The organism is Streptomyces javensis, assembly GCF_039525925.1.
Classification (GTDB): domain Bacteria; phylum Actinomycetota; class Actinomycetes; order Streptomycetales; family Streptomycetaceae; genus Streptomyces; species Streptomyces asiaticus.
Genome location: NZ_BAAAIF010000087.1, coordinates 1 through 25,758, shown reverse-complemented (window position 1 = coordinate 25,758; position 25,758 = coordinate 1). Strand labels below are relative to the sequence as shown.

22 protein-coding genes and 4 tRNA genes are annotated in these 25,758 nt (G+C 70.3%); 16 read left to right on the top strand and 10 right to left on the bottom strand.

All coding sequences use genetic code 11. From position 1 onward, the window contains the following. Positions 1 to 321: 321 nt before the first annotated feature. Both ABD329_RS42330 and ABD329_RS42325 read right to left on the bottom strand, forming a co-directional pair. Positions 322 to 828, bottom strand: coding sequence for a hypothetical protein (locus tag ABD329_RS42330; RefSeq protein WP_344317834.1), 507 nt, complete (start codon positions 826 to 828; stop codon positions 322 to 324). Between the two features lie 311 nt (positions 829 to 1,139). Continuing rightward, on the bottom strand, positions 1,140 to 1,490 hold the full coding sequence (locus ABD329_RS42325; protein WP_037953306.1) for a metallopeptidase family protein: 351 nt from the start codon (positions 1,488 to 1,490) through the stop codon (positions 1,140 to 1,142). 184 nt (positions 1,491 to 1,674) lie between these two features. Here ABD329_RS42325 and ABD329_RS42320 point away from each other — a divergent pair, with 184 nt between their 5' ends. The 6 genes from ABD329_RS42320 to ABD329_RS42295 all read left to right on the top strand — a co-directional run bounded on the left by ABD329_RS42320 (position 1,675) and on the right by ABD329_RS42295 (position 5,634). Beyond that, entirely contained in the window at positions 1,675 to 3,399 is a 1,725-nt protein-coding gene (locus tag ABD329_RS42320; RefSeq protein ID WP_425574446.1) for a metallophosphoesterase family protein, read from the top strand. 81 nt (positions 3,400 to 3,480) lie between these two features. Continuing rightward, positions 3,481 to 3,556, top strand: a tRNA-Glu gene (locus tag ABD329_RS42315). A gap of 187 nt (positions 3,557 to 3,743) precedes the next feature. After that, a complete protein-coding gene (locus ABD329_RS42310; protein WP_344317832.1) occupies positions 3,744 to 4,577 on the top strand; it encodes a DUF1684 domain-containing protein in 834 nt (277 codons plus the stop codon). A 215-nt stretch (positions 4,578 to 4,792) separates the two neighbouring features. Continuing rightward, positions 4,793 to 4,867: transfer RNA gene (locus tag ABD329_RS42305), tRNA-Asp, on the top strand. Positions 4,868 to 4,871: 4 nt separating this feature from the next. Next, positions 4,872 to 4,945, top strand: a tRNA-Phe gene (locus ABD329_RS42300). A 146-nt stretch (positions 4,946 to 5,091) separates the two neighbouring features. Further along, a complete protein-coding gene (locus ABD329_RS42295; protein ID WP_198280087.1) occupies positions 5,092 to 5,634 on the top strand; it encodes an NUDIX hydrolase in 543 nt (180 codons plus the stop codon). Between the two features lie 65 nt (positions 5,635 to 5,699). Here ABD329_RS42295 and ABD329_RS42290 read toward each other — a convergent pair whose 3' ends face one another. Then, the gene (locus ABD329_RS42290) at positions 5,700 to 5,915 is read right to left on the bottom strand and encodes a hypothetical protein (protein ID WP_198280088.1); all 216 of its coding nucleotides are present in this window, start codon (positions 5,913 to 5,915) and stop codon (positions 5,700 to 5,702) included. 644 nt (positions 5,916 to 6,559) lie between these two features. Between ABD329_RS42290 and ABD329_RS42285 the strand changes: the two genes are divergently transcribed. After that, the gene (locus tag ABD329_RS42285) at positions 6,560 to 6,940 is read left to right on the top strand and encodes an SH3 domain-containing protein (RefSeq protein WP_198280089.1); all 381 of its coding nucleotides are present in this window, start codon (positions 6,560 to 6,562) and stop codon (positions 6,938 to 6,940) included. Between the two features lie 85 nt (positions 6,941 to 7,025). On the opposite strand, the gene ABD329_RS42280 is transcribed toward ABD329_RS42285, so the two are convergent. Then, complete coding sequence (locus tag ABD329_RS42280; RefSeq protein ID WP_246618884.1) at positions 7,026 to 7,562, bottom strand: hypothetical protein; 537 nt, start codon at positions 7,560 to 7,562, stop codon at positions 7,026 to 7,028. 281 nt (positions 7,563 to 7,843) lie between these two features. Here ABD329_RS42280 and ABD329_RS42275 point away from each other — a divergent pair, with 281 nt between their 5' ends. The 3 genes from ABD329_RS42275 to ABD329_RS42265 all read left to right on the top strand — a co-directional run bounded on the left by ABD329_RS42275 (position 7,844) and on the right by ABD329_RS42265 (position 11,330). Next, the gene (locus ABD329_RS42275) at positions 7,844 to 9,250 is read left to right on the top strand and encodes an MFS transporter (protein WP_198280090.1); all 1,407 of its coding nucleotides are present in this window, start codon (positions 7,844 to 7,846) and stop codon (positions 9,248 to 9,250) included. Positions 9,251 to 9,404: 154 nt separating this feature from the next. Next, positions 9,405 to 10,163 (top strand): SDR family NAD(P)-dependent oxidoreductase, encoded by a 759-nt coding sequence (locus ABD329_RS42270; RefSeq protein ID WP_198280091.1) that lies wholly within the window; start codon positions 9,405 to 9,407, stop codon positions 10,161 to 10,163. Between the two features lie 75 nt (positions 10,164 to 10,238). Further along, positions 10,239 to 11,330: a DUF1152 domain-containing protein gene (locus ABD329_RS42265; protein WP_198280092.1), complete on the top strand. Its 1,092-nt coding sequence runs from the start codon at positions 10,239 to 10,241 to the stop codon at positions 11,328 to 11,330. 392 nt (positions 11,331 to 11,722) lie between these two features. On the opposite strand, the gene ABD329_RS42260 is transcribed toward ABD329_RS42265, so the two are convergent. Further along, positions 11,723 to 12,790 carry an ABC transporter permease gene (locus ABD329_RS42260; protein ID WP_198280093.1) on the bottom strand — a complete coding sequence of 356 codons (1,068 nt, stop codon included), beginning with the start codon at positions 12,788 to 12,790 and terminating at the stop codon, positions 11,723 to 11,725. A gap of 109 nt (positions 12,791 to 12,899) precedes the next feature. Here ABD329_RS42260 and hrpA point away from each other — a divergent pair, with 109 nt between their 5' ends. From hrpA to ABD329_RS42245, 3 genes are all read left to right on the top strand, one after another. Next, positions 12,900 to 16,835 carry an ATP-dependent RNA helicase HrpA gene (gene hrpA, locus ABD329_RS42255; protein ID WP_344317829.1) on the top strand — a complete coding sequence of 1,312 codons (3,936 nt, stop codon included), beginning with the start codon at positions 12,900 to 12,902 and terminating at the stop codon, positions 16,833 to 16,835. 136 nt (positions 16,836 to 16,971) lie between these two features. Beyond that, positions 16,972 to 17,046: transfer RNA gene (locus ABD329_RS42250), tRNA-Asp, on the top strand. A 119-nt stretch (positions 17,047 to 17,165) separates the two neighbouring features. Further along, complete coding sequence (locus ABD329_RS42245; protein WP_198280797.1) at positions 17,166 to 17,390, top strand: DUF6274 family protein; 225 nt, start codon at positions 17,166 to 17,168, stop codon at positions 17,388 to 17,390. A gap of 450 nt (positions 17,391 to 17,840) precedes the next feature. On the opposite strand, the gene bldC is transcribed toward ABD329_RS42245, so the two are convergent. Together bldC and ABD329_RS42235 are read right to left on the bottom strand one after the other, a co-directional pair. Beyond that, positions 17,841 to 18,047 (bottom strand): developmental transcriptional regulator BldC, encoded by a 207-nt coding sequence (gene bldC / locus ABD329_RS42240; RefSeq protein ID WP_020869672.1) that lies wholly within the window; start codon positions 18,045 to 18,047, stop codon positions 17,841 to 17,843. Between the two features lie 499 nt (positions 18,048 to 18,546). Next, positions 18,547 to 19,383, bottom strand: a complete 837-nt coding sequence (locus ABD329_RS42235; protein WP_191068543.1) for a DUF8083 family protein — start codon at positions 19,381 to 19,383, stop codon at positions 18,547 to 18,549. Positions 19,384 to 19,559: 176 nt separating this feature from the next. Between ABD329_RS42235 and ABD329_RS42230 the strand changes: the two genes are divergently transcribed. Continuing rightward, complete coding sequence (locus ABD329_RS42230) at positions 19,560 to 20,714, top strand: Leu/Phe/Val dehydrogenase (RefSeq protein WP_344317828.1); 1,155 nt, start codon at positions 19,560 to 19,562, stop codon at positions 20,712 to 20,714. A gap of 424 nt (positions 20,715 to 21,138) precedes the next feature. Further along, positions 21,139 to 21,393 carry a DUF3073 domain-containing protein gene (locus ABD329_RS42225; protein ID WP_046086494.1) on the top strand — a complete coding sequence of 85 codons (255 nt, stop codon included), beginning with the start codon at positions 21,139 to 21,141 and terminating at the stop codon, positions 21,391 to 21,393. Between the two features lie 104 nt (positions 21,394 to 21,497). On the opposite strand, the gene purM is transcribed toward ABD329_RS42225, so the two are convergent. The 3 genes from purM to ABD329_RS42210 form a co-directional block, all read right to left on the bottom strand. Further along, positions 21,498 to 22,574, bottom strand: coding sequence for a phosphoribosylformylglycinamidine cyclo-ligase (gene purM, locus ABD329_RS42220; protein WP_344317827.1), 1,077 nt, complete (start codon positions 22,572 to 22,574; stop codon positions 21,498 to 21,500). Positions 22,575 to 22,617: 43 nt separating this feature from the next. Continuing rightward, positions 22,618 to 24,177, bottom strand: a complete 1,560-nt coding sequence (gene purF / locus ABD329_RS42215; protein WP_344317826.1) for an amidophosphoribosyltransferase — start codon at positions 24,175 to 24,177, stop codon at positions 22,618 to 22,620. Positions 24,178 to 24,367: 190 nt separating this feature from the next. Beyond that, positions 24,368 to 25,156, bottom strand: a complete 789-nt coding sequence (locus ABD329_RS42210; protein ID WP_344317825.1) for a maleylpyruvate isomerase family mycothiol-dependent enzyme — start codon at positions 25,154 to 25,156, stop codon at positions 24,368 to 24,370. A 93-nt stretch (positions 25,157 to 25,249) separates the two neighbouring features. Here ABD329_RS42210 and ABD329_RS42205 point away from each other — a divergent pair, with 93 nt between their 5' ends. Continuing rightward, positions 25,250 to 25,648: a nuclear transport factor 2 family protein gene (locus tag ABD329_RS42205; protein ID WP_344317824.1), complete on the top strand. Its 399-nt coding sequence runs from the start codon at positions 25,250 to 25,252 to the stop codon at positions 25,646 to 25,648. Positions 25,649 to 25,758 lie beyond the last annotated feature (110 nt).

Genomic DNA, 25,758 nt, shown 5'->3' with positions numbered 1-25,758 from the left:
ATGGGATCAAACGATCTACCACCATACGCACCTCCACCCCTCAAGAGCAAATTCGCTCCATCCGCGCTGGCCGACGACGACCTGGGCGCATTCCGTGGGCCCAGCCAGTGGGCCTGTCCCGTGGGCTCGTGGGCCTGCCCCATGGGCTCGTGGGCCTGTCCCGTGGGCTCGTGGTCCGGTCCTGCGGACTCGTGGGCCTGTCCCGTGGGCTCGTGGGCCGGTCCCGCGGACTCGTGGGCCTGTCCCGCGGACCCGTGGGCCTGCCCCATGGGCTCGTGGGCCCGTCCCGTGGGCTCGTGGGCCTATCCCGGACGCGTGGGCCTATCCCGCGGGCTGGTCCGACGGGGAGGCGGGTGCGGTCGGGGGCTCGGCGTCGGTCGGCTTCGGGTCCGGCGCGCTCGGCGGCGGGCTCGACGGGCGGGGCGCGGGCGGCGCGTCGGACGGGGTGGCGCCGCCCGGCTGCGGCGGGGCGGAGGGAGCCGGACGGTGATGTGGATCACCCTTCTTACCGGGCGGGGCCGAGGGCTCGGCCCCGGGGTCGGTCGCGGAAGCCGAGGCCGATCGGTCATCGCCGTCCTTCTTCTTCCCCTTCTCCCCCTTCTTCCTCTTCCCGTCCTTCTCGTCCCGGTCGGAGTCCGCGTACGCACGCCCCCTGCCGTCGGAGCGCACCACGGCGCCGCCCGTGTCCGCCGCCTCGCCCTTCTGGTGGGAGCCGCGGTGTTTGTCCGGCCGCTCGGGGTCGTCGGAGATGCTCATGCAGCCGCCCAGCGCCATGGCGACGGCCACGAGCGCCGCGACCGCCGCCCCGCGCACGGCGGCGCGGGGCACGCGCGCGGCGGCCCCAGGGCTCCGGGAGGCCCGGGGGGAACGGGCGCTCCGGGAGGAACGGGCGGTGCGAGGAGCGGGGGATCCGGGTACGCAGGATCCGGGCATGCGCGGGACACCTCCAGACGGCGGGGATGTGACGCCCTGCCCAACTGGCCCCGACCCGCCCAGGACACGCCTCCGGTACGGACCCGGCCCGTCGCGTAGACCGCGCGTCCGGCGTCGGTCGTAGGCGGAGGCGGAGGTGGACGGCGGAGGTGGGCGGCGGAGGTGGACGGATATCGTCCGGCGGGCGCCCGGGCCGCCGGACGGGGTCAGCCGTACCCGAGCGCGTGCAGCCGCGCGTCGTCGATCCCGAAGTGGTGCGCGATCTCGTGGACCACGGTCACCTCGGTCTCCTGGACGACGTCCTCCCGCGTCTCGCTCAACCGCAGCGTCGGGCCCCGGTAGACGGTGATCCGGTCCGGCAGGACGCCCGCGTACCACTCACCACGGTCGGTGAGCGGCGTCCCCTCGTAGAGCCCGAGCAGCTCGGGATCGTCCGTCGGTGGCTCGTCCTCCACGAACACGGCGACGTTGTCCATGAGCCGTGTCAGCTCCGGGGGGATCCGGTCCAGCGCCTCGGCGACCAGTTCCTCGAACTCCTCGCGCGTCATCTCCAGCACGAGGCCATTGTCAGGCAGCCGGGCCCGGAAAGGAGCCGTCGGCGCCGAGGTATCCGCGCCGGACGCCTCCGGCCGCCCGGCGCCCGGCGCCCGGCGCACGTCACCCGGCGCACCGCCACCCGGCGCCGCCCCACCCCCACGCCGCCCAGGCATACGGCCCCGCGCGGACGGGCATACGGGAGCAATGGCCCGCGAACCGCTCCGGCTGCTCCGTGCCACCGCTCAGCGCGCGGGCACCGCGGCCGTCTCCCCTCTCCGCCGCTTCCGCCGCTCGTCTCTCCGCCGCCTCCGCCGCCCGTCTCTTCACCGCTTCCGCCGCCCGTCTCTTCACCGCTTCCGCCGCCCGTCTCTCCACCCCTTCCGCCGCCCCTCGCAGTCCCCCTCCCCCGCCGCTTCCCGCAACCGCGCGCCCGCGCCGTTCGACCCCACGCCGTTCGACCCCGCGCCGTTGGACCCCATGGCGCTCGGCTCCACCGCGCCAGCCCGCCCCCTCGTCCGCGCCGCCGGGCTGGCCGCCGTGACTGTCCTCGGCGCCTGGATCGGACTGCTGGTGGTGGGCAGCGTCCACATCTCCGTGGGCCCGATGGACACGCGGATGGCGCTGCGGCCGTCCCTCACCGGCGGCACCAAGATCAACGTGGCCCCGCTGGGCGCGCTCGAGCTGAACAGCCACCACGCCCCGCTCCGCCTGGACGTGGACGTGGACCGGCTCGACCCCATACGGTCCCAGGCCCTCGTCGACCACCCCGAGCGGCTCTCCGGGCTCCAGGACGAGGTCGCGAGCGACATCACCCGCGGCACCCTCGGCCTCGCGGTCCGCTCCTGCGTCGCCGTGGTCTTCGGCGCCACCGCGCTGGGCCTGGCGGTCTACCGCCGCCCCCGCCGGGCGCTGGCCGCCGGAGGGCTCGCGCTCACGCTGCTGACCGCCTCCGGGGGCGCCGTCTACGCCACGTGGAACCCGAATTCCGTACTGGAGCCGCGCTACTCCGGGCTGCTCTCCAGCGCCCCCTCGGTGGTGGGCAACGCGCGCAGCATCGTGACCGACTTCGACGTCTATCAGCGGGAGTTGGCCCGGCTGGTGACCAATGTCACCCAGCTCTACGAGGCGACCTCGACGCTCCCGGCGTACCAGCCCGATCCGACCACCATGCGGGTGCTGCACATCTCGGACGTCCACCTCAATCCGGCCGCGTGGCACATCGTGCAGTCGCTGGTGCGGCAGTACAAGGTCAACGTGATCATCGACACGGGCGACACGATGGACCACGGCACCTCCGCCGAGAACGGCTTCCTCGACCCCGTCTCCGACCTCGGCGCCCCCTACGTCTGGGTGCGCGGCAACCACGACTCGGCGTCGACCCAGCGCTACCTGGCCAAGCGCAAGGGGGCGCATGTCGTGGACAACGGCGGTGTGGTCACCGTCGCCGGGCTGCGGATCGCGGGCATCGGCGATCCGCAGTTCACCCCCGACCGCTCCGCCGCGGCGGCCGGTGACGCGGCCGAGCACAGCGCCGGACGGCAGCTCGCCGAGGCGATCCGGGACCGCAAGGCCGCCGGCTCCCCGGTCGACATCGCCCTCGCCCACAACCCCATCGCCGCCCGGGAGACCGACGGCACCGTGCCGCTCGCCCTCACCGGCCATGTCCATCACCGCCGTACGGAGGTGCTCCCCGGCGGCACCCGGCTGATGACCGAGGGGTCGACGGGCGGCAGCGGGCTGCGCGCGGTGGACGACGGCACACCGGACACGGTGCAGGCGTCGGTCCTCTACCTGGACCGGGACACGCGGCGGCTCCAGGCGTGGGACGAGATCGATCTGGGCGGTCTGGGCCTGGCGAAGGCCGAGGTCAGCCGTCATCTACCGGCCGAGAACCGCCCGGGCGCGACACCGACGCCCACCACTCCGTAAACCGTTTTGGCGAACCTCACCGGCATCCCATATGCTTCTCGCGTCCCCGAAAGCGCCGCAAGGCGCCCAGGTGGGCCATCGGCCCTCATCGTCTAGTGGCCCAGGACGCCGCCCTTTCAAGGCGGTAGCACGGGTTCGAATCCCGTTGGGGGCACCACCTTCTTTGAGTCACCGCAGGTCGAAACGTACCTGCCGGTGACTTTTTTATGCGCGCCGCACGACGGTCCGCCGCACGATGGCGCCGCACGATGACCCTACGGCTCCCGGAATGTCTCCTTCCCCGACGCGGTTGTACGTACGCAACGGCACCGAACCCGCCGCAGGCCCCACGCGAGGGAGCGCAGATGACCGTCCAGGACGTCGACCGGGACATCGACCGGGTGAGCTTCGCCGAGGAGTGGGAGCGCTGGCACCGCGCCCATGAGCAGGCGCTCGCCGACCCCCAGGGTTTTCTCGCGATCACCAGCCTGCGCTGGCTGACCCCGGACCCGACCCGCTTCGAGGACGCCCCGGGGGCCTGGTCCAGCGGCCCGGAGGGCGTGGTGGTCGAGCTCGCCGACGGCGAGGAGCTGACGGTCGACGGCACGGCGGTGCACGGGCGGTACGTCTTCGGGGCGATCGCCGAGCGGGCCAGCCTGTACTCGGGGTACGGCGACGCGGTGATCGAGATCGCCAAGCGCGGCGGCCACGACATCATCCGCCCCCGCCACCCCGGCAACCCCCTCCGCACCGACTTCACCGGCACCCCCGCCTACGCCCCCGACCCCCGCTGGGTCCGCACCGGCCGCTACCTCCCCTTCGAGGAGCCACGCGCGATCACCGTGGGCGCCGTGGCGGAGGGCCTGGAGCACGTCTACGACGCACCTGGCCAGGTCGAGTTCGACCTGGCCGGCGAGACGTTCCGGCTCACCGCCTTCAACGGCAAGCGGCCCGGCACCCTGATGGTGCTCCTCACCGACGCGACCTCGGGCGTCACCACGTACGCCGCGAACCGCTCCCTCCAGATCGACGCCCCCGACGAGACCGGCCGCGTCACCCTCGACTTCAACCGCGCCACCAACCTCCCCTGCGCCTACACCGACCTCGCGACCTGCCCCCTGCCCCCCACCGAGAACCGGCTGCCGGTCGCGATCGAGGCGGGCGAGAAGATCCCCCTGGAACGCGGCGGCCGCCCCTGATCCGGGCCGGGACGTACAGACCTCCGGCCGCACCCCGGCCCGCCCGGTGAGCGGTCAGAACACGGCCGGAGTTCTGATACGCTGATCCAGCGACAACGACGCGGCGGAGAGAAATCAAGGCCCCGATTCGAAGATCGCAAGGAGTGCGAATCCACGACGGGAAATCCCGTTGGGAGCGCACACCACCTGTGCGAGACTCGTGCTCGTACACGCAAGGTCCTGTGGAGCAGTTTGGAGTGCTCGCCACCCTGTCAAGGTGGAGGCCGCGGGTTCAAATCCCGTCAGGACCGCTGCGGCTGGGTAGCTCAGTTGGTACGAGCGTCCGCCTGAAAAGCGGAAGGTCGCCGGTTCGACCCCGGCCCCAGCCACCGCAGCCCTCACCAGGGCAAAGCCCCCTCCCGGGTCATCCGGAGGGGGCTTCTTCGTTGCCTGTGACGCCCACGGCACGCACCGTAAGAGCGGTGGACCACGAAGTGACATGCTGGGCACCGCATCGACGAAGGGGAGTGGGTTCATGCGGTGGACCGTCCACGGCGAGCGGCAGATCTACAGCAACCCTTGGGTCAACCTGTGGCTGGTCGACGTACAGCAGCCCGACGGGCGGCGCTGGGAACACCACGTCGTACGCATGCGACACCTCGCCGTCGCCGCCGTGGTCGATGACCACAAGCGCGTCCTGATGATGTGGCGCCACCGGTTCATCACCGACGCCTGGGGCTGGGAACTGCCCATGGGACTCATTGAGCCCGGCGAGACCCCGGAGCAGGCCGCCGCCCGCGAGGTCGAGGAAGAGACCGGCTGGCGGGTCGAGGCGATGAAGCCCCTGATGTACGCACAGCCCGCGAACGGGATCACCGACTCCGAGCACCATGTCTTCCGCGCCGATGGGGCCACCTACACCGGGCCGCCGACGGAGCTGAACGAATCGGACCGGATCGAGTGGATCCCCCTCTCGGAGATAAGGGGGATGATCGACCGCCGCGAGATCGTCAGCAGCGGCAGTCTGGTCGGCCTGCTGTATCTGCTGCTGGACGAGGCCACCAAGAGCGCCGACTAGCCAAGCGACTCTCGCATCCGCTGTAGACGGGGCGGCCCTGGCGAGGGCCGCCCCGGTGTGACTCTTTAGGCAGTGCGCTTGAGGTGTGCCAAGACGCCCATGCCCACACTGAACGCAGCCGCAAAGGCGCTGCCCCCGCTGGCAAGAGCAGCCAGAGGGCCGCCGTCCAGCGCGTTCACGGCGATAACGGCGACGAGAGCCACCACGGCCGAGCCGAGGGCGACGATCGTGACGTCCCGGGCCGGGTGGTTGCACGTCTGATGGGCCGAGTTGGTCGACACCGTTCCTCCATTGAATTGTTCACTCGTCGGCTGAATTCAGGCACACCTCACCTAGGTGAGCGGGTGCCTAATCAGCCGTGCGTAACGGGCTATGGAGCCCGCAACCAGCGGAACGCTGGTAAGAACGCATCTGACGAGGACGTCAATGAAGCCTCCAGACGGGCAGAGGAAAATCGGTGCGCAACATGGTACCTGACTGTCAACTGCCCAGCAGGGGGAGGGAGTTCGCAGATACTCGGTTGGCCACCCGAGGAGACCTCGGCAACTGCCCTCAGCGGCCTGGACGAAGAGGTCGCCTGACGCCAGCCGTGACGCCAACGCCGCGTACGCCGACGCCAGCAGCGGACGTCAGCGGATCGCTTAGCCAGGCGAAACGGGCACCGGCGGCCGCCTTGCTCGGGCTGAATCGCCGGTTCGACCCCGGCCCCAGCCACCGCAGCCCTGAATTGGGCATACGCCCTCTCCGAGGATCATCGGAGAGGGCGTTTTCGTGCGCATGGCATCACCTGGTGGACTTCCCCTCGCTGAACAGGCAATTCAAGACTTTGCCAAGGTTCTCCTCCAAACCTGGCTGCCACCGTCGTGCCTGACCAAGCCCCTCGCTGGGACAGGCACAGCCGTCTCCGCGACCAATGGAGGTAACCATGCAGACACGCCGCCTTCTCGCCGGTGCCGGCGCCGCCGCAGCCGTCGCGCTCGGTCTCGTGGGCACGTCGAGCGCCCAGGCCGCCACCACCAACGCAGCCGCTGTCACGTGCGGCAACGCGTACTGGCCGCACACCAACGACGATCCCTTCGGGGGCAGGGTGAGCACGTCCTCCCCCGCCGCCATCCACACCGGACCGTACGGCGACTGCACCACAGTGGGCCATGTCTCTCCGGGCGCCTGGGTCGAGTACGACTGCTACGTCACGAACGACCTCGGCCACACCTGGACATGGGTCAGAGACGAGAACAACAGGAGCCTCGGCTGGATCTACGACAAGTACCTGGACGACGGGGGCTCCAACTTCCGCTGCGGCTGAGCGGGGGCGGCGGGTGCGGCCCGACGGGTTGCTCTGTCGGGCCGCACTTCGCCTGAGAAGTGGAGGGCCCTCCCGGTCATAACGATCAGACGTTGGCACAGATCGCGAAGACGCTGATGCCCACGTTGTCGGTGGAGGTCTGGCGGCCCAGCGCGATCCAGCCCCGTGCGTCATCGGTGGGGAAGCTGCCGACGAGGATGGCGGTGTTGCCCCGGGCCTCGGCACCGCCGCCGATGACCTTCTTCCCCTTCGGGCAGTACACCGTGCGCCGCTGGAAGTTCGGGACGTTCTCATTGGGCAGGGTGACCACCTCGTAGCCGGGCACCCCCTCGTCGGTGCGGGAGGCTCCGTGGGACGCGGCCGCTTCCGAGCTCTGGGGACCGGTCGCCTCGTCGCTCTGGGAGGCCGTCGACTCGGAACTGACGGAACCGGTCGCCTCGGCGCTCTGGGACTCGGTCCCCTCGGAGCCTTCGGGCATGGCCGCTTCGGAGCCTTGGGCCATGGCCGCCTCGGCGCTGTAGGGGCCGGGCCTCTGGTCGTCGCCGTCCTGTGTCGCCGACGCGACGCCTGGCGTCAGCGCCATGGCCAATGCCGCGGCAGCGATGACGAGCCTTCCACGCATGTGTGTCTTCCCTTCGTCACGGGCCCCTGGACGGGACCGACACCGTGAAGGCGTGACCGGGCGAAGCAGAGAGTAAGGCGTGAAAGTATGCAAATCCCACGAACGTGGGACGTGTGAGGGGCGTACGGGTGCAGCCCTCCTGCGTGGCGGAAAACCGCCGGTTCGCGTTCTGTCCCGGTGAGCGGAACGCCGCCATTCCCGCCATGGGAACCAGCGGCGAACAATCCCCCAACACACCCGAGCCGCAGGTCGTGATCCCAAGTGGCCATTGGAGAGCCGACATGGCAGACGTGCAGGGCACCCCGCGCGAAGTACGCAAGGCAGCGATCGCAAGCTTGTTCGGTAGCGCATTGGAGTGGTACGACTTCTTCCTCTACGGCACGGCCGCCGCGCTCGTCTTCAACTCCCTCTTCTTCCCGACCTTCGATCCGCTGGTGGGAACGATCGCCGCCTTCGGCACCAACGCGGTGGGGTTCCTCGCCCGGCCGCTCGGCGGCATCGTCTTCGGGCACTTCGGTGACCGGATCGGCCGTAAGTCGATGTTGGTGACCACCCTGGTGATCATGGGCGTCGCGACCTGTCTGATCGGTCTGCTGCCCACGTACGCCACCATCGGGGCCTGGGCGCCGGTGCTGCTGGTGGCGCTGCGGATCGTGCAGGGCATCGCCGTCGGCGGTGAGTGGGGCGGCGGGGTGCTGATCGTCAGCGAACACGCGCCGAGCCACCGTCGCGGGTTCTACTCGGCCTGGAGCCAGACCGGTGTGGGGCTCGGGTTCGTCCTCTCCGCCTCCGCCTACGCGCTCGCCCAGGAGGTGACCACCAAGGAGTCCTTCCTCGCCTGGGGATGGCGCATTCCGTTCGTGGTCGGCATCCTGCTCACCGCCGTCGGGCTGCTGATCCGGCTCCGGATCATGGAGACGCCCGCGTTCCGGGCGACGGAGTCGGAGTCGGAGTCGGGATCGGGATCGGGGGCGGGATCGGGGGCGAAGAAGTCCGCTCCGCCGCTCCTTGACGTCATCCGCACCCACCCCAAGTCGATACTGATCGCCTTCGGGGCGCGGGTCGCCGAAACCGGTGCCAGCTATCTCTTCCTCACCTTCAGCCTCTCCTACGCGGCCGAGGTCGGAGTGGGCAAGGGGGTGGTGCTGGCCGCGCTCGTGGTGGGGATGCTGTTCGAGTCGTTCGCGATGCCGATGTTCGGGGCGCTCTCCGACCGCATCGGACGCCGACCCGTGTATATCGGGGGCGCGATCGCGGTGATCGTCTGGGCGTATCCGTTCTTCGCGATGTTCGACTCGCGCAATCCGGTGCTGGTCTTCGTGGCCATCTTCGTGGCGCTCGTGATCGGCCATGGATCGATGATCGGCACCCAGCCGGCGTTCTTCACCGAACTCTTCGCCAGCCGGGTGGCCTACAGCGGGCTCGCCCTGGGGCATGAGCTGGCGTCGATGATCGTCGGCGGGTTCTCCCCCATCATCGCCACCGCGCTGCTCGCGTGGGCAGGCGCGTCCTGGCCGATCGCACTGTTCATGATCGGCATGGGCGCGGTCACGGTCTTCGCCGTGGCGGCCGCTCCCGAGACCAACCCGGTCGTTCGCAAGGGCCTCAAGGACCGCAAGGGTCCGGAGAGGGAGCCGGAAGAGCCGGAGGAGCCGGAGGAGGCCGAGGTGAGGTCCCGGACCGTCTGACGCGCCCGTCCGCCTCGTTCCCGCATCGCCAATCGCCGCCTGGGTGGGTGTGCCGCACCTAGGCGGCGTGCGCCCTGGTTGCCCCCCGCTGACCTACGCAGACTCGGGGTCGGGATTCGAGTCGAGAGCGAGACGAGGAACGGAGCAGCAACCCATGTCTGGACGTCTGCACGGCAAAGTCGCCCTGATCACCGGAGCGACGGGAGGGATCGGCGCGGCGACGGCCGAACTCTTCGCGCGGGAGGGAGCACGGCTGCTCCTCACCGATGTGGCCCCGGAGCCCCTCAAGGCCCTGGAGGAGCGCATCGAGGAGCGTGGCGGCAACGACGTCGCCTCAGCCGTACTCGACGTCGCCTCGGCGGACGCGTGGGGCGACGTGATCGCCACCGTACGGGAGCGCTTCGGCCGCCTTGACGTGCTGGTCAACATCGCCGGGATCCTGGACTGGCCCGGTATCGAGGGCACCGATGAGGCGTCCTGGGACCGCGTGATCGAGGTGAACCAGAAGGGCACCTGGCTGGGGATGAAGGCGGCCATGCCGCTGCTGCGCGCGAGCGGCAGCGGGTCGGTGATCAACACGTCCTCGGTGCTGGGGCTGGTGGGCAGCGGTGCGGCCGCCGCGTACCAGGCGTCGAAGGGCGCGGTCCGGCTGCTGTCGAAGACCGCGGCGGTCGAGTACGCCCGCGACAACGTACGGGTCAACTCAGTGCACCCGGGGGTGATCGCCACTCCGATGATCCAGGACCTCCTGGACGAGCAGGGCGATCAGCAGCCGGACATCGTACGGACGCCGATGGCCCGCGCGGGCCGGGCGGACGAGATCGCGCCGGCGATGCTCTTCCTCGCGAGCGACGAGTCGTCGTTCGTCACCGGTTCGGAGCTCGTGGTCGACGGCGGGCTCACCGCGCACTGAGGCGGGCTCACCGCGCACTGACGACCGCCGCGCCCCGTACGACGGAATTGTCCGTTCCAGCCGTAGGCTGGGCGGATGACGCGGCTGATCGTGGCGGGCGGAGGAGGCGGGGACGCCGTGGCGGCCGCGGTGCTCGACCGGGCCCTGTACGGGCGCGGGACGGGCGATGACCGGGCGGTGGTCCTGACGTACGCGTGGGACCGGCTGCTCGTCGACCCCGTCCCCGGGCCCCGGGCCGCGACCGACTTCACCGGTCTCCGGCAGCTGACGCCGAGCGTGTACGCCGTGCCCGAGGACGCGAAGCCCGTGGCGCCCGCCGGGTCCACCCTGCCCCGTCTGGCCGCCGAGCTGCCGCACACCTTCGCGCTGCTCGACCCCCACCACGGCGTGGAGGGCATGGTCCGGCAGCTGGAGGAGCTGATCGCGCACCTGGCCCCGGCCTCCATCGACCTGCTGGACGTCGGTGGCGACATCCTCGCGCACGGCGATGAGCCGAGCTTGCGGAGCCCGCTCGGGGACGCGCTGTCGCTCGCCGCGTGTGCGCAGGTGAACGCGGAGATCCGGCTGCTGGTGGCCGGGCCCGGGCTGGACGGGGAGATTCCGGTGGAGTTGCTGCACGAACGGCTGGAGCGGGTGGTCCACACGCTGACCGCCGACGATGTCGCGCCCATCGGGCCCGTCATGGAGTGGCATCCGTCGGAGGCCACCGGCATGCTCACGGCCGCGGCGCGGGGGGTGCGCGGGCTGTGCGAGGTACGGGACGCGGGGCTCACCATTCCCCTGACGGACGGCGGGGCGGTGATCCATGAGGCGGACCTCGACACCGCGTTCCGCCGGAACCGGCTGGCCGGGGCCATCGCCGACACCACCGGGCTCGCCGGGGCCGAGCGGCACTGCCGGGAGATCTGCGGCTACTCGGAGATCGACTACGAGCGGGAGAAAGCCGCGCGGTTCGGGGCGGCGCCCGAGGGTCCGTTCCGGCCCAGGGCCGTACTCGCCGGGGTCGACCGCTTCGCGGAGGAGGCCCGCGCCCGCGGGGTCAGCCACACCACGTTCCGCCGTCTCACCGAGGTCCTCGGGCTGAGCGGGGTCCAGCGCGCCGATCTGCGGGCCCTGTTGATCGGGACTCAGCCCGAGCGGTACGACGCCCCGCTGTGGCGGCTGTGACCCCCCGGATGGGGTATAGTTGATCTCGCAACGCCGCCCCGGAGGGCGGGAGTTGATGCGTCGGTCGTCTAAGGAAAGATACTCGTCTCCAAACGAGGGATGTAGGTGCAAGGCCTGCTCGGCGCTCCATGGAGAAGTCCCTCCCCTGATCGTGGGGGAGGGACTTTTTCGTGTGCGTGTGTGTCCGTGTGCCCGTGGGCCGGCGGGTGTCTTTCCCCTCCCCGCCCCTTCCCGATACCAGGGGCTTCGCCCCTGGACCCCGAGGCCTGGGGCAGACCCCTTCACGCGGCGAAGCCGCATACCGATGCCACGGGAAGGCGCGGGGCCCCGGACAGGAGGCGGGGGACAGCCCGCCGCGGGTGGCGCCCAACGTCGGGCGGTCCCTCATCCCCTCAGCACCGCGTCGGCGTCGCCCTCGGCGGCCGTCCGCCCGGGTGGCGGTGGCGCCAGGTCCAGAAGACCACGGCGGACACCAGGCACCAGCACACCAGCACCAGGAACGGAAACGCGTGCTGGTGGGCGCGGAAGTAGATCGCCGTGTGCTGGGCGTTGACCGAGGCGCCCGGCGGGAGCCAGCGGCCGACCGTGCCGAGGAGGGACGGGAGCAGGGGCCAGGAGACGGCGCCGCCGGAGGAGGGGTTGCCGAGGAGCACCATCAGACCCCAGGTGGGGATGAGCGCCCAGCGCCCGAAGAGGACGTTGAACATGGAGAACACCAGCCCCGAGGTGAACATCGTCAGCGCCAGGATCGCCCAGGACTCCGGGAAGGGGAGCCGGAGCGCGCCCAGCCCCTGGTCGACGATCACCGCGATGGTGAACCCGCCGAGCAGGGCGTACGCGATCATGAAGGCGATCCGTTCGGCCGGGTTGAGCGCGGCGGCGTTCACGCTGAGCTGGATGGCGCCGAGGAAGCCGATGATCGTGGCGGCCAGGGAGATGTAGAAGACCGCGAGGCCGCGCGGATCACCGGGCTGGAGCGGTTTCACGTCCTTGACCGTGACCGGCACCCCGGACACCCGGCCGACCTTGCCCGCGGCCTGGCCGAGCACCTGGGCGACGGTCGCCCCGGCCGCGCTCGCCACGTCCATCCGCACGCCGCGGCCGCGCACCTGGAGGACCGCGAAGACCCGCTGCTCCTCCAGGGACCAGCGGGCCTTGGCGTAGCTGGGGTAGGGATGCAGCCGGAGGGAGGCGTTGAGGGCCTGCTCCATTCCGGCGAGGAACCGGTTCAGCGAGGTGGCGCCGTGATCGGGGGCCACCACGGCGATGGGGACGTTCCGGGGAGTGGGGTTCGCGAACGCGTAGGTGTACGAGCCCGCAAAGAGCCCCGCACCCGCGGAGATGATCAGCACGATGACGGTCGCGGGGAAGAAGGGGGACCGCTTGAAGGCCCTCCACCCCCATCGCGGTGATCGGCGTTCGGGCTCGGGGTCGGGGCGCTGCGCCAGGTCATCGGCCATGAGCTCACGCTAAAGCGACGAGCCCATACATATCGCACATATCGCGCCACGCGGCGCGGGCGGAAATGGTTCGCCAGCCGTTTTCCGGAGGTGAGATCCTGGGGTCCGTATGTCCACCACGCCTGCCCCCGCCCTGCCCGCCCTGCTGGAGCGGCTGCCCGAGCTGATGCTGCGCGACCAGCAGCGGCTGGGACGCCGGCTCGACGGTGCGCGCCGGATCCGTAAACCCGAGGCCCGTGCGGCCGTGCTCGGCGAGATCGCCGAGGAGATGACGCGTGCCGAGCTGCGGGTCGCGGACCGCCGCGCCGCGGTGCCGGCCATCACCTATCCGGAAGAGCTGCCGGTCAGCCAGAAGAAGGACGCGATCCTCGAGGCCGTCCGGGATCACCAGGTGGTGATCGTCGCGGGTGAGACCGGCTCCGGGAAGACCACCCAGATTCCGAAGATCTGTCTGGAGCTGGGGCGCGGCGTCAAGGGCCTCATCGGTCATACGCAGCCACGCCGGATCGCGGCCCGCACCGTGGCCGAGCGCATCGCCGAGGAGATGCGGTCGCCGCTCGGCGAGTCCGTCGGCTGGAAGGTCCGCTTCACCGACCAGGTGGGCCAGGACACCCACGTCAAGCTGATGACCGACGGCATTCTGCTCGCCGAGATCCAGACCGACCGCGAGCTGCGCCAGTACGACACGATCATCATCGACGAGGCCCATGAGCGCAGCCTCAACATCGACTTCCTGCTCGGCTATCTGGCCCAGCTGCTGCCCCGCCGCCCCGACCTCAAGGTCGTGATCACCTCCGCCACCATCGACCCGGAGCGCTTCTCCCGCCATTTCGGCGACGCGCCGATCGTCGAGGTCAGTGGGCGTACCTATCCGGTCGAGGTGCGCTACCGCCCGCTGCTCGAGGAGGGTGGCGAGGACAGCGACCGCGACCAGATCACCGCGATCTGCGACGCGGTCGACGAGCTCCAGGCCGAGGGGCCGGGCGACATCCTGGTCTTCCTCTCCGGCGAGCGGGAGATCCGCGACACCGCCGACGCGCTGAACAAGAAGCAGCTCCGGAGCACCGAGGTGCTCCCGCTGTACGCGCGGCTGTCGCACGCCGAGCAGCACCGGGTCTTCCAGAGACACACCGGCCGCCGGATCGTGCTGGCGACGAACGTGGCGGAGACCTCGCTGACCGTCCCCGGCATCCGCTATGTGATCGACCCGGGCACCGCCCGGATCTCCCGCTACAGCCATCGCACCAAGGTCCAGCGGCTGCCCATCGAGCCGATCTCGCAGGCCAGCGCCAATCAGCGCAAGGGCCGCTGCGGCCGGACCAGCGACGGCATCTGTATCCGGCTGTACTCCGAGGACGACTTCATCACACGTCCGGAGTTCACCGACGCCGAGATCCTGCGGACCAACCTCGCCTCCGTCATCCTCCAGATGACCGCCGCCGGCCTCGGCGACATCGAGAAGTTCCCCTTCATCGACCCGCCGGACCGCCGCAACATCAAGGACGGCGTCCAGCTCCTGGAGGAGCTGCACGCCCTGGACAGCAAGCAGAAGGACCCGCGCAAGCGGCTCACCCAGGTCGGCCGGAAGCTGGCCCAGCTGCCGGTGGACCCGCGGCTGGCCCGGATGGTGCTGGAGGCGGATCGCAACGGCTGTGTCCGCGAGGTCATGGTGATCGCGGCGGCGCTGTCCATCCAGGACCCGCGCGAGCGCCCCTCGGACAAGCAGCAGCAGGCGGATCAGCAGCACGCCCGATTCAAGGACGAGTCCAGCGACTTCCTGGCCTTCCTCAATCTGTGGAAGTACGTCCGGGAGCGGCAGAAAGAGCTGTCCTCGTCCGCCTTCCGCCGGATGTGCCGCCATGAGTACCTCAACTACCTGCGCATACGCGAATGGCAGGACATCTACAGCCAGCTGCGCACGGTCGCCAAGACCATGGACATCCACATGTCCGAGCAGGACGCGGCGCCCGACCGCGTCCACACCTCGCTGCTGGCGGGGCTGCTCTCCCATGTGGGCCTGAAGGACACCGAGAAGAACGAGTACGTGGGCGCGCGCAGCGCCAAGTTCGCGGTCTTCCCCGGTTCGGCGCTGTTCAAGAAGCCGCCGCGCTGGGTGATGTCGGCGGAGCTGGTGGAGACCTCCCGGCTGTGGGCGCGGGTGAACGCGAGGATCGAGCCCGAGTGGATCGAGCCGCTCGCCCAGCACCTGGTCAAGCGCACCTACAGCGAGCCGCACTGGGAGCAGAAGCAGGCGGCGGTGATGGCGTACGAGCGGGTCACGCTCTACGGGGTGCCGATCGTCGCCCAGCGGAAGGTCAACTACGGCCGGATCGACCCCGAGACCAGCCGCGACCTGTTCATCCGCAACGCGCTGGTGGAGGGCGACTGGCGCACTCACCACCAGTTCTTCCACGACAACCGCAAGCTGCTGGGCGAGGTCGAGGAGCTGGAGCACCGCGCCAGGCGCCGCGACATCCTCGTGGACGACGAGACGCTCTTCGACTTCTACGACCAGCGGATCCCCGAGCATGTGGTCTCCGGCGCCCACTTCGACTCGTGGTGGAAGCACAAGCAGCGCGAAGGAGGGACTGCGCCGGAGCTTCTCAACTTCGAGAAGTCGATGCTCATCAACGAGCGGGCGCAGGGCGTCACCAAGGACGCCTATCCGGACTCCTGGCGCCAGGGGAAGCTCAAGTTCAAGGTGACCTATCAGTTCGAGCCGGGGGCGGACGCGGACGGTGTGACCGTCCACATCCCGCTCCAGGTGCTCAACCAGGTGACCCCGGACGGCTTCGACTGGCAGATCCCGGGGCTGCGCGAGGATCTGGTCACCGAGCTGATCCGCTCGCTGCCCAAACCGGTCCGCCGGCACTACGTCCCGGCGCCCAACTACGCCAAGCGCTTCCTGGAAAGCGCTGTCCCCCTCCAGGAGCCGCTGACGGCCGCGCTGGGGCGGGAGCTCCAGCGGATGGTGGGCGTGACGATCGAGCCGGAGGACTGGGACCTGGCGAAGGTCCCCGACCACCTGAAGATCACCTTCCGGGTGGTGGACGAGCGGCGCCGCAAGCTGGCCGAGGACAAGGACCTGGAGACGCTGCGGCAGCGGCTGCGGCCCAAGACGCGGGCCGCGATCTCCAAGGCGTTCGAATCCTCCAAGGAGGCCGTGGGGATCGAGCAGCGCGGCGGGCTGACCCGGTGGACGGTCGGCACGCTGCCGCGCACCTTCGAGACGCGCCGCGGCGGCCAGCCGGTCAAGGCGTACCCGGCGCTCGTCGACGAGGGCGCGTCGGTGGCCGTACGGCTCTTCGACACCGAGGCCGAGCAGCGGGAGGCGATGTGGCGGGGGACGCGCCGGCTGATCCTGCTCCAGCTCCCGTCCAACCCGGCCAAGTTCGTCCAGGGCAAGCTCTCCAACCAGGCCAAGCTGGCGCTCTCCAGCAGCCCGCACGGCAGTGTGCAGGCGCTGTTCGACGACTGTGTGGCCGCGGCGGCCGACCGGCTGATCGCGGCCCGTGGCGGCCCGGCCTGGGACGAGGAATCGTTCCGCAAGCTCTTCGACGCCGTCCGCAGCGACATCATGGACGCCACGCTGGACACCGTGCGCAAGGTCCAGGAGGTCCTGGCGGCCTGGCAGTCGTGCGAGCGGCGGCTGAAGGCCACCAGGAGCCCGGTGCTGCTGCCGTCGCTCACGGACATCAGGGAGCAGCTCTCGGAGCTCATCACACCGGGTTTCGTGACCGCCCACGGCGTACGGCGGCTTCCGGACCTCATGCGCTATCTGGTGGCCGTGGACCGGCGGCTCCAGCAGCTTCCGGGCAACGCCGAGCGGGACCGCGCCCGGATGGAGAAGGTGCGGGAGATGCGGGACGAGTACGCCTGGCTGCTGGAGCAGTTCCGGCCGGGGCGCCCGGTGCCCCAGGAGGCGCTGGAGATCCGCTGGATGATCGAGGAGCTGCGGGTCAGCTACTTCGCACACGCCCTCGGAACGGCCTATCCGGTGTCCGACAAGCGCATCGTGAAGGCCATCGACGCGGCGGCGCCGTAACAGCCCGGCGGGGCTCCGGCGGCCCGCCGGAGCCCCGCCGGGCGCGAGTTCGACCGCACCCCCTGACCTGCTGTAGAGTCTGCATCGCAGCGCACACAGCGCGGCGCACCGCGGCGGAGCCGCAAGCGTCACTGTTGGTCCTGTGGAGCAGTTTGGAGTGCTCGCCACCCTGTCAAGGTGGAGGCCGCGGGTTCAAATCCCGTCAGGACCGCTTACCCGGAAGGCCCGGATCCATTCATGGATCCGGGCCTTCCGCGTCTTGACGGCACACCACACACAGAGGTACCCAAACTAAAAGGTGTGCGCGGGGGTGCGCGGGAGGTGCGGCGTATGACGACGTCCGCGAAGCATGAGACCAGGGCGCTGTTGCGCGCCCATCTGGCGGCCGCCGCGGGCAACCGCCACTTCACCCGGCACTGTCCGATCTGCCATCGCCTGCTGCGGCTGGCGATGGAGTACCCGGCGGCCGACGAGGCGGGTGACGGGGCGGGTGACGGGGCCGAACACGAGGAGCGCGAGGAGACGACGGCGGCCGTGCCACCGTCAACTCGGTAAGCCCTTACCGCAGTTGCCTTTTAGCGCAACCACTGGACACAGGGCAAGGGTTGGAGTGTGTGACGGGAGTCACCGAATGGGTTTCCGGAGTGAGGGAACTTACACCCCACTCACCACAGGTCAATTTAATATGTGCAATTGCACCCTCTGTCCATGACCCTCGCGAGCCCCCCGAAAGCGCTCCGCGAGGCTTCCTCGAGCCCCTTGCGGACCGCCCCGCACCACCCGAACGATTGCGCTTCCAGGGGCATTTGAAGACCCCGGAGGCACCCTCCGGAAGACCTCCCCAGGGCATAAAAAGATCGCGCCGGACCCGGCGGAGTCCAGCGCGATCAACGACGCACCCATGTCGAGCGGTGGAGGGCCTGTTGGGGCAGGCACCCGTCGTGGTGGAGCTATACAGGCGAAAACCGGGCTGGGGGGCCCGGAAATGCCCGGTTATGCGGTTTTTCAGCCCTCGCTGCGCTGCTGCGGGATGCCCGCAAGAAGAGCACGGACCTCCGCTTCGCGGTAGCGCCGATGCCCTCCGAGCGTTCGGATCGACGTGAGCTTGCCTGCCTTCGCCCAGCGAGTGACCGTCTTCGGGTCCACGCGGAACATCGTGGCAACCTCAGCCGGGGTCAGCAGCGGCTCGGCATCAGGGGTGCGAGCGGTCATGAGCGGCCTCCTCGGGAGAACCGAACCATCACGGTTCTTTCCTCTAAATTCTGCACCTTGACCCACGTTGCCCGAAATGGCGGACGCGGGCCGAGTCGGTTATAGGACGAACGGCTTGTCCTCGGCACTACAACTACACCATCTGTCCAGCCCCGTCGGCCAAACCGATGGAATTGCCCTCTCAGGTGACCAACCTCGACGGAAGCCGATGGACCATGCCATAACGGACTGTCACACGGCCGTGACGATCAGTCACAACAGGATCAGGGGTCATCAGATCCATCAAGGAGTGCAATACCGATGAATCCGCCCATAGTTGGGCGGAAGGAGCCCCTCCCGGACTCCTTGTCCTATTTTGACACGAGGATGGGTGATTACCGCAAGGCCCGAAGTCAGTGCTTTAGGTCACGATTGAGGCAATGGCCCGGATAGGGACCTACGTCCCCTCTGTTCCGGTCGACCGCTCAGCCGGTCACCCGGCGCCCGTTCGGCCGGGCGCTCAGCTCGCGTTCTGCCGCCCGCGGACCACGCTCCAGCGGTCGGTCAACCGCTCGTACGCGACACCCGCACGCTCCCCGTCCCCGTCCCGCAGCGCCGCCAGGCCCTCCGCCACGTCCGCGGCCGAGTGGTCGTCCTCCAGCTGTCCGGCCGGCAGCGTGTGCACCAGGCCGCCGTAGTCCAGCTCGACCAACGACCGGGGGTGGAACTCCTCGAGCCACCGGCCGACGTCCACCAGCCCGTCGATCAGCGGCCCTTCGCCGAGGGCCTCCTTGAGTACCTTAAGGCCACGCGCCACCCGGCGCCTGGCCTGGACCATTGGGGTGCGGTAGCGGAGGATGAGCCCGTCGTCACCCTTGGTGAACTCGCGCTCCTCGTCCCCGAAGAGCACGAACCAGCGCACCGGCACATGCCAGGTGGCCGAGCGGATCCACGGCCGGGCGTCCGGGTTGCGCTCCAGCCACCGCTCGAAGTCGGCCACCGCCTGCCGGCGCACCACCGGGGGCAGGGCCGCGTCCAGAAGGGGCCCGGGAAGGCGCTCCGGCAGCTCCTCCAGGGCCAGCCAGCCCCTCAGCCGGGTGCGCCAGGGGCAGACACAGGTGACGCCGTCCACGAGCGCCACGAAGGCGTCCGCGCTCTCGTGCACCGGAACCGCCACCGGGGGGACCGGCAGCAGGTCGGCGAGCGAGCGGCGCAGCTCGTCCTGCGCGCCCGGCAGGTCGTCGCGCTTGGCATACCGCGCCCAGTGCGATCTCTCCGGCTCCGGAAACGCTGCCAGTGGCTCATAGACCCGGAGATACGCCGCGTACGGGACAATCACCGAAGACGCCAAGGTCACACGCGCTCCCTCAAGGCTGAGACCACCGCCAGGGGCTCCCTTACCCCCGCCTGACGGCATCGTCCCATGCCCGGCATACGGACTCGTCGGGGACATGGCCGATCCCCCGGCCCCCCAGGGCTTACCCTCTTGCCCACGGCCCTCCCCACCAGCCAGGAGGGCGTCTACCCCGACCTATGGGAGTCACCACCGTGACCGACGTACGTCACACCGTCAGCGCCGACGGTCCGACGGAGAGTCGCGTGCCGAACCCTCTCTCACCGCTTTCGACACTGTTCCGCTCCGATCTCGGCGGGCATGAGCAGGTACTGCTCTGCCAGGACCGGGAGAGCGGCCTCAAGGCCGTCATCGCGATCCACTCCACCGCTCTGGGCCCGGCCCTCGGCGGCACCCGCTTCCACGCCTACGCCTCCGAGGAGCACCCCGAAGAAGCGGCGCTCCTCGACGCGCTCAACCTCGCCCGCGGCATGTCCTACAAGAACGCGCTCGCCGGGCTCGACCACGGTGGCGGCAAGGCCGTGATCCTCGGCGATCCCGAGGAGATCAAGACCGAGAAGCTGCTGCTCGCCTACGGCCGCTTCGTGGCCTCCCTGGGCGGTCGCTACGTCACCGCCTGCGACGTGGGCACCTATGTGGCCGACATGGACGTCGTCGCCCGGGAGTGCCCCTGGACCACCGGCCGCTCCCCGGAGAACGGCGGCGCCGGTGACTCCTCGGTGCTGACCGCCTTCGGCGTCTTCCAGGGGATGCGGGCGAGCGCCCAGGCGTCCTGGGGCGCGCCCACGCTGCGCGGCCGCCGGGTCGGCATCGCGGGGGTCGGCAAGGTCGGCCACCATCTGGTGGAGCACCTGCTGGAGGACGGCGCCGAGGTCGTGGTCACGGATGTGCGCACCGAGTCGGTGGACCGCGTGCTGGCCCGCCACCCCCGCGTGCGGGCGGTCCGGGACACCGAGGCGCTGATCCGCGCCGACCTGGACGTCTACGCCCCGTGCGCGCTCGGTGGCGCCCTGGACGACGCCACGGTGCCCGTCCTGACCGCGAAGGTGGTGTGCGGCGCGGCCAACAACCAGCTGGCCCACCCGGGCGTCGAGAAGGATCTGGACGGCCGCGGCATCCTCTACGCGCCGGACTACGTGGTGAACGCCGGTGGTGTCATCCAGGTGGCCGATGAGCTGCACGGGTTCGACTTCGACCGGGCCAAGGCCAAGGCGGCGAAGATCTTCGACACCACGTTGGCCATATTCGATCGGGCACGGACCGACGGCATCCCGCCCGCCGCGGCCGCCGACCGGCTGGCCGAGCACCGGATGGCGGAGGGCCACGACGCCTGAGCCGTGCCGGTGGCAGATGCCACCGGCACGGGCCACGGGCGCCCGAGGGTCGCTGGAAGCGTCTGAGAGCGCCTGAGGAGTGGTGTGGGGCCGTGCGGACAGGTCGTGCGGGACTCTTGCCGGAGGCCGCCGTACGGGGGACGTGAGAGCCCCCTGGGAGCCATCGGGGAGAGATCCCTCACGGCCCGTCGGCGGGTCGGTGCGGAAGACACGTTAAAATCGCAGCTGACCAGCGAGGAACGGGCTCCTCGCGGGTTCTGCCTCGTGGCACGTCGTGTGGGCGACGTACCGTATGGCCACAGAAGCAGGTACCGTTGAAGCCCTACGGACCGGTCTCTCTTCTGAGAGTCCGCTCCGATTTATGAACGTGAACGCGTGTCAAGACTCTGGGGCCGTCGAGCCCCGTCGTTGAGGGGGTCGAGCCATGGGGCGCGGCCGGGCCAAGGCCAAGCAGACGAAGGTCGCCCGCCAGCTGAAGTACAACAGCGGTGGGACGGATCTCTCACGCCTGGCCGAGGAGCTGGGCGCATCGACATCGAACCAGCCGCCGAACGGCGAGCGGTTCGAGGACGATGAGCTGGACGACGACCCGTACGCACAGTACGCGGATCTGTACAACGACGATGAGGACGAGGACGACGAACAGTCGGATCCGTCCCCGCAGCGTCGCCGCGCCTGAACCACTCGTTCAAGGCGCTCGGCTTATCGCCGCACACCTCCACCGGTCCGGGGCACCCGCCTCGGACCGGCTTCTGTGCTGTCCGCGCACCCGGCGCGGCCGGCTCAGTCCGCATGGTCACCGGTCAGCGTCACCGCCTCCGCGTCCCCGGCCGTGCGCTCGGTGATCTCACCGCTGACCCAGGCCTCGACACCGCGGTCGGCGAGCGTGGTGAGCGCCACATCCACGGAGTCGGCCGGGACCACCGCCATCATGCCGACGCCCATGTTGAGGGTCTTCTCCAGCTCCAGCCGCTCGACCGAGCCGGCCTCGCCGACCAGTTGGAAGATCGCGCCGGGGGTCCAGGTCGAGCGGTCCACGACCGCGCGCAGCCCCTCGGGGAGGACCCGTGCGAGGTTGTTGGCGAGCCCGCCGCCGGTGATGTGCGAGAAGGCGTGCACCTCGGTGGTGCGGGTGAGGGCCAGGCAGTCCAGCGAGTAGATCCGGGTGGGCTCCAGCAGCTCCTCCCCCAGCGTCCGGCCGAGCTCCGGCACCTCGCGGTCCAGCGCCCAGCCGGCCCGGTCGAAGAGCACATGGCGGACGAGTGAGTACCCGTTCGAGTGAAGTCCGGACGATGCCATGGCGATCACCGCATCACCCGTTCGGATACGGTCCGCGCCCAGCACCCGATCGGCCTCGACCACGCCCGTACCGGCCCCGGCGACATCGAAGTCATCCGCGCCCAGCAGCCCCGGGTGCTCGGCGGTCTCGCCGCCCACCAGGGCGCAGCCGGCCAGGGTGCAGCCCTCGGCGATGCCCTTGACGATCGCGGCGACGCGCTCCGGGTAGACCTTGCCGACGCAGATGTAGTCGGTCATGAACAGCGGCTCGGCACCGCAGACCACCAGGTCGTCCACGACCATGCCGACCAGGTCGCGGCCGATGGTGTCGTACACGCCCATCCGCCGGGCGATGTCCACCTTGGTGCCGACCCCGTCGGTGGCGGAGGCGAGCAGCGGACGCTGGTAGCGGGCCAGGGCGGAGGCGTCGAAGAGCCCGGCGAACCCGCCGAGGCCGCCCACGACCTCGGGCCGGCTCGCCTTCTTGACCCACTCCTTCATCAGCTCGACGGCGCGGTCGCCCGCCTCGATGTCGACGCCCGCGGCGGCGTAGGTGGACCCGAACTCAGACGGGCGTGTCATGACGTTGAGATCTTTCGTATCGGGGATGACGGGCAGGCTGCGGTCAGGGACGGCGCAGGGCGTCGCCGCCGCCGACACCGGCGGTCAGCGTCGTCACACCGTCGGCGTCACCGCTGCTCCGGCCTTGCGTCTCGGACTCCAGGAGGTGCTTGCCCAGCAGCTCCGGATCCGGCAGGTCCATCGGGTACTCACCGTCGAAGCAGGCCCGGCACAGATTCGGCTTGGCGATCGTGGTCGCCTCGATCATGCCGTCGGTGGAGATGTACGCCAGCGAGTCGGCGCCCAGCGACTTGCCGATCTCCTCGACCGAGAGACCGTTGGCGATCAGCTCGGCGCGGGTGGCGAAATCTATGCCGAAGAAGCACGGCCACTTGATCGGCGGGGACGAGATCCGGATGTGGACCTCGGCGGCCCCGGCCTCGCGGAGCATCCGCACCAGGGCGCGCTGGGTGTTGCCGCGGACGATCGAGTCGTCGACGACCACCAGGCGCTTGCCCCGGATGACCTCCTTGAGGGGGTTCAGCTTGAGCCGGATGCCGAGCTGCCGGATGGTCTGCGAGGGCTGGATGAAGGTCCGGCCCACATAGCTGTTCTTGACCAGCCCCGAGCCGTACGGGATCCCGCTGGCCTCGGCGTAGCCGACGGCGGCCGGGGTGCCGGACTCGGGCGTCGCTATGACCAGGTCGGCATCGGCCGGGGCCTCCTTGGCCAGCCGGCGGCCCATCTCGACCCGGGAGAGGTACACGTTCCGCCCGGCGATGTCGGTGTCGGGGCGGGCCAGGTACACGTACTCGAAGACACAGCCCTTGGGGCGGGCCTCCGCGAAGGTGGTGGAGCGCAGCCCGTTCTCGTCGATGGCGACCATCTCGCCGGGCTCGATCTCACGGATGAAGGACGCGCCCACGATGTCCAGGGCGGCGGTCTCGGAGGCCACCACCCAGCCGCGCTCGAGGCGGCCGAGGACCAGCGGGCGGATGCCCTGGGGGTCACGCGCCGCGTACAGCGTGTGCTCGTCCATGTAGACGAGGCTGAAAGCGCCCTTGACCTTGGGCAGCACGATGGGGGCCGCCTGCTCGACGGTGAGCGGCTTGCCGTCGTCGTCCACCTGGCCCGCGAGCAGGGCGGTGACCAGGTCGGTGTCATTGGTGGCCGCCACCTGGGTGGCCCGGCCGCCGTCGCGGGGCAGGGCCGCGACCAGCTCCGCCAGCTCGGCGGTGTTGACCAGGTTCCCGTTGTGGCCCAGCGCGATCGAGCCGTGGGCGGTGGCCCGGAACGTCGGCTGCGCGTTCTCCCACACCGAGGCTCCGGTGGTGGAGTAGCGGGCGTGACCGACCGCGATATGGCCCGTGAGGGAGCCGAGGGAGGTCTCGTCGAAGACCTGTGAGACCAGGCCCATGTCCTTGAAGACGAGAATCTGGGAGCCGTTGCTCACCGCGATGCCCGCGGACTCCTGTCCACGGTGCTGCAGTGCGTACAGCCCGAAATAGGTGAGTTTGGCGACCTCTTCTCCCGGTGCCCAGACTCCGAAGACGCCGCAGGCGTCCTGGGGGCCCTTCTCACCGGGGAGCAGGTCGTGGCTGAGTCGTCCGTCACCACGTGGCACGTCATCGAGTCTAGGCCAGTTCAGCGGTGCCTCCGAACGAGGGACCCGCCAGGAGGGCGTAAGTCACATTCTCCGCACCCGCCCCGGGCCCCCGCGACCCGCGCCCGACCTGGGCACGGCCGGGGGCGGGGACGCCCGTCCGAGGCGAGGATCACATCTCGGGCGGGTCAGCCGAGCACGGGGAGGCGGGTCAGCCGAGCACGGGAAGGTGGGCGGAGAGGTCGGCGCGGTCGCCGCTCGCGGTCAGCGGCCCGGACTCCAGCGCCTCGGCCCAGGTCAGACGGCCCGTGGCAAGACGGATCCAGGTCGGCGGATCGGTCTCGACGACGTTCGGCGGGGTGCCGCGGGTGTGCCGGGGCCCCTCGACGCACTGGATCACGGCGAACGGCGGGATCCGGACCTCGACCGAGCCGCCGGGCGCCCGCGCCGCGAGCGCGTCGGCGAGCACGCGGGTGGCGGTGGCCAGCGCCTGGCGGTCGTGCGGCACGGGGACGCCGGTGGCGGCCGCCAGATCGTCGGCGTGGACCACGAGCTCCACACAGCGGGTGACCAGGTAGTCGTCCAGCCGCATCGCCCCGACGCGGGCGGCCAGCAGCCGGTCGGCGGGCGCGACGGCGGCCACCTCGGCGAACCGGGTCTCGGCGCGCTCCAGCAGCTCGCCCGGTTTCGCGCCCGCCGCGAGGGCGCGGGTGTCCTCATCGATCGACCCGGAGTGCCCGGCCACCGCCGAGGCCCAGCCGGTGACGGTGACCTCGCGCACGGGCGGCGCGGGCCGCTCCAGGAGGCTTACGACGGACGTCACGGCCATCGCCAGGTGCGCGATCAGCTCCCGGACCGTCCAGTCGCCGAGCCGGGTGGGCGCGTCCAGGGCGGTCTCGTCCAGCCCCTCGGCCACCTTCCGCAGCAGCCGTAGCTGCGCGACCACAGCGGTCCTGGTCTTGGCGGGGTCATAACTGCGGGCACGGGGACGAGGCGGCATGACGCCGAGCCTATCGACAGCCCCGTGGGGCGGGCGGAGGATGAATAGAAGGGGACAGAGAGGAATCAATCAGAACGAAAGGTGTGAATGACCATGGGCGAGCACCCCGACGCCGCCGTCGTGCGCCGCGCATGCACCGCGTTCCAGCAGGGCGACCTGGACACCCTCTCCACGCTGCTGACGGCGGACGTCATGCAGCATGTGCCCGGTGACAACATGATCTCCGGACACCACAAGGGCCGGGACGCGTGCATGCGGCTGTACCGCACCGAGTTCGAGGAGACCGGTGGCACGATGCGGGTCGACCTGGAGACGGTGATGCCCGACGGGCGCGGTCATGTGATCTCCGGCCACCACGTCCGCGCCGAGCGCGGCAACCGCACGCTGGACATGAAGACCGGGCTGTTCTTCACCATCGTCGGCGGGAAGATCAGCGACATCGACCAGTGCGTCGAGGACATCGACGCCGCCGACGCCTTCTGGGGGAAGTGAGCCCCGCAAAGGCCCGTACGGATGCGTTCTCGGGCCGGTCCTCGGGACCGCTCCTCAGTTCAGCCCTCAGGCCAGCAGACCCGGGATCGTCGCCTCGTACGACTCCCGCA

Coding starts and splice junctions, on each gene's coding strand:
- ABD329_RS42295 (WP_198280087.1), top strand. CDS start 5,092: ATGCGGTGGACCGTCCACGGCGAGCGGCAGATCTACAGCAACCCTTGG.
- ABD329_RS42320 (WP_425574446.1), top strand. CDS start 1,675: ATGGCCCGCGAACCGCTCCGGCTGCTCCGTGCCACCGCTCAGCGCGCG.
- bldC (WP_020869672.1), bottom strand. CDS start 18,047: ATGACCGCTCGCACCCCTGATGCCGAGCCGCTGCTGACCCCGGCTGAG.
- ABD329_RS42270 (WP_198280091.1), top strand. CDS start 9,405: ATGTCTGGACGTCTGCACGGCAAAGTCGCCCTGATCACCGGAGCGACG.
- ABD329_RS42245 (WP_198280797.1), top strand. CDS start 17,166: ATGACGACGTCCGCGAAGCATGAGACCAGGGCGCTGTTGCGCGCCCAT.
- ABD329_RS42285 (WP_198280089.1), top strand. CDS start 6,560: ATGCAGACACGCCGCCTTCTCGCCGGTGCCGGCGCCGCCGCAGCCGTC.
- ABD329_RS42280 (WP_246618884.1), bottom strand. CDS start 7,562: ATGCGTGGAAGGCTCGTCATCGCTGCCGCGGCATTGGCCATGGCGCTG.
- ABD329_RS42225 (WP_046086494.1), top strand. CDS start 21,139: ATGGGGCGCGGCCGGGCCAAGGCCAAGCAGACGAAGGTCGCCCGCCAG.
- ABD329_RS42230 (WP_344317828.1), top strand. CDS start 19,560: ATGGGAGTCACCACCGTGACCGACGTACGTCACACCGTCAGCGCCGAC.
- ABD329_RS42265 (WP_198280092.1), top strand. CDS start 10,239: ATGACGCGGCTGATCGTGGCGGGCGGAGGAGGCGGGGACGCCGTGGCG.
- ABD329_RS42205 (WP_344317824.1), top strand. CDS start 25,250: ATGGGCGAGCACCCCGACGCCGCCGTCGTGCGCCGCGCATGCACCGCG.
- ABD329_RS42275 (WP_198280090.1), top strand. CDS start 7,844: ATGGCAGACGTGCAGGGCACCCCGCGCGAAGTACGCAAGGCAGCGATC.
- purM (WP_344317827.1), bottom strand. CDS start 22,574: ATGACACGCCCGTCTGAGTTCGGGTCCACCTACGCCGCCGCGGGCGTC.
- ABD329_RS42210 (WP_344317825.1), bottom strand. CDS start 25,156: ATGCCGCCTCGTCCCCGTGCCCGCAGTTATGACCCCGCCAAGACCAGG.
- hrpA (WP_344317829.1), top strand. CDS start 12,900: ATGTCCACCACGCCTGCCCCCGCCCTGCCCGCCCTGCTGGAGCGGCTG.
- ABD329_RS42260 (WP_198280093.1), bottom strand. CDS start 12,790: ATGGCCGATGACCTGGCGCAGCGCCCCGACCCCGAGCCCGAACGCCGA.
- ABD329_RS42310 (WP_344317832.1), top strand. CDS start 3,744: ATGACCGTCCAGGACGTCGACCGGGACATCGACCGGGTGAGCTTCGCC.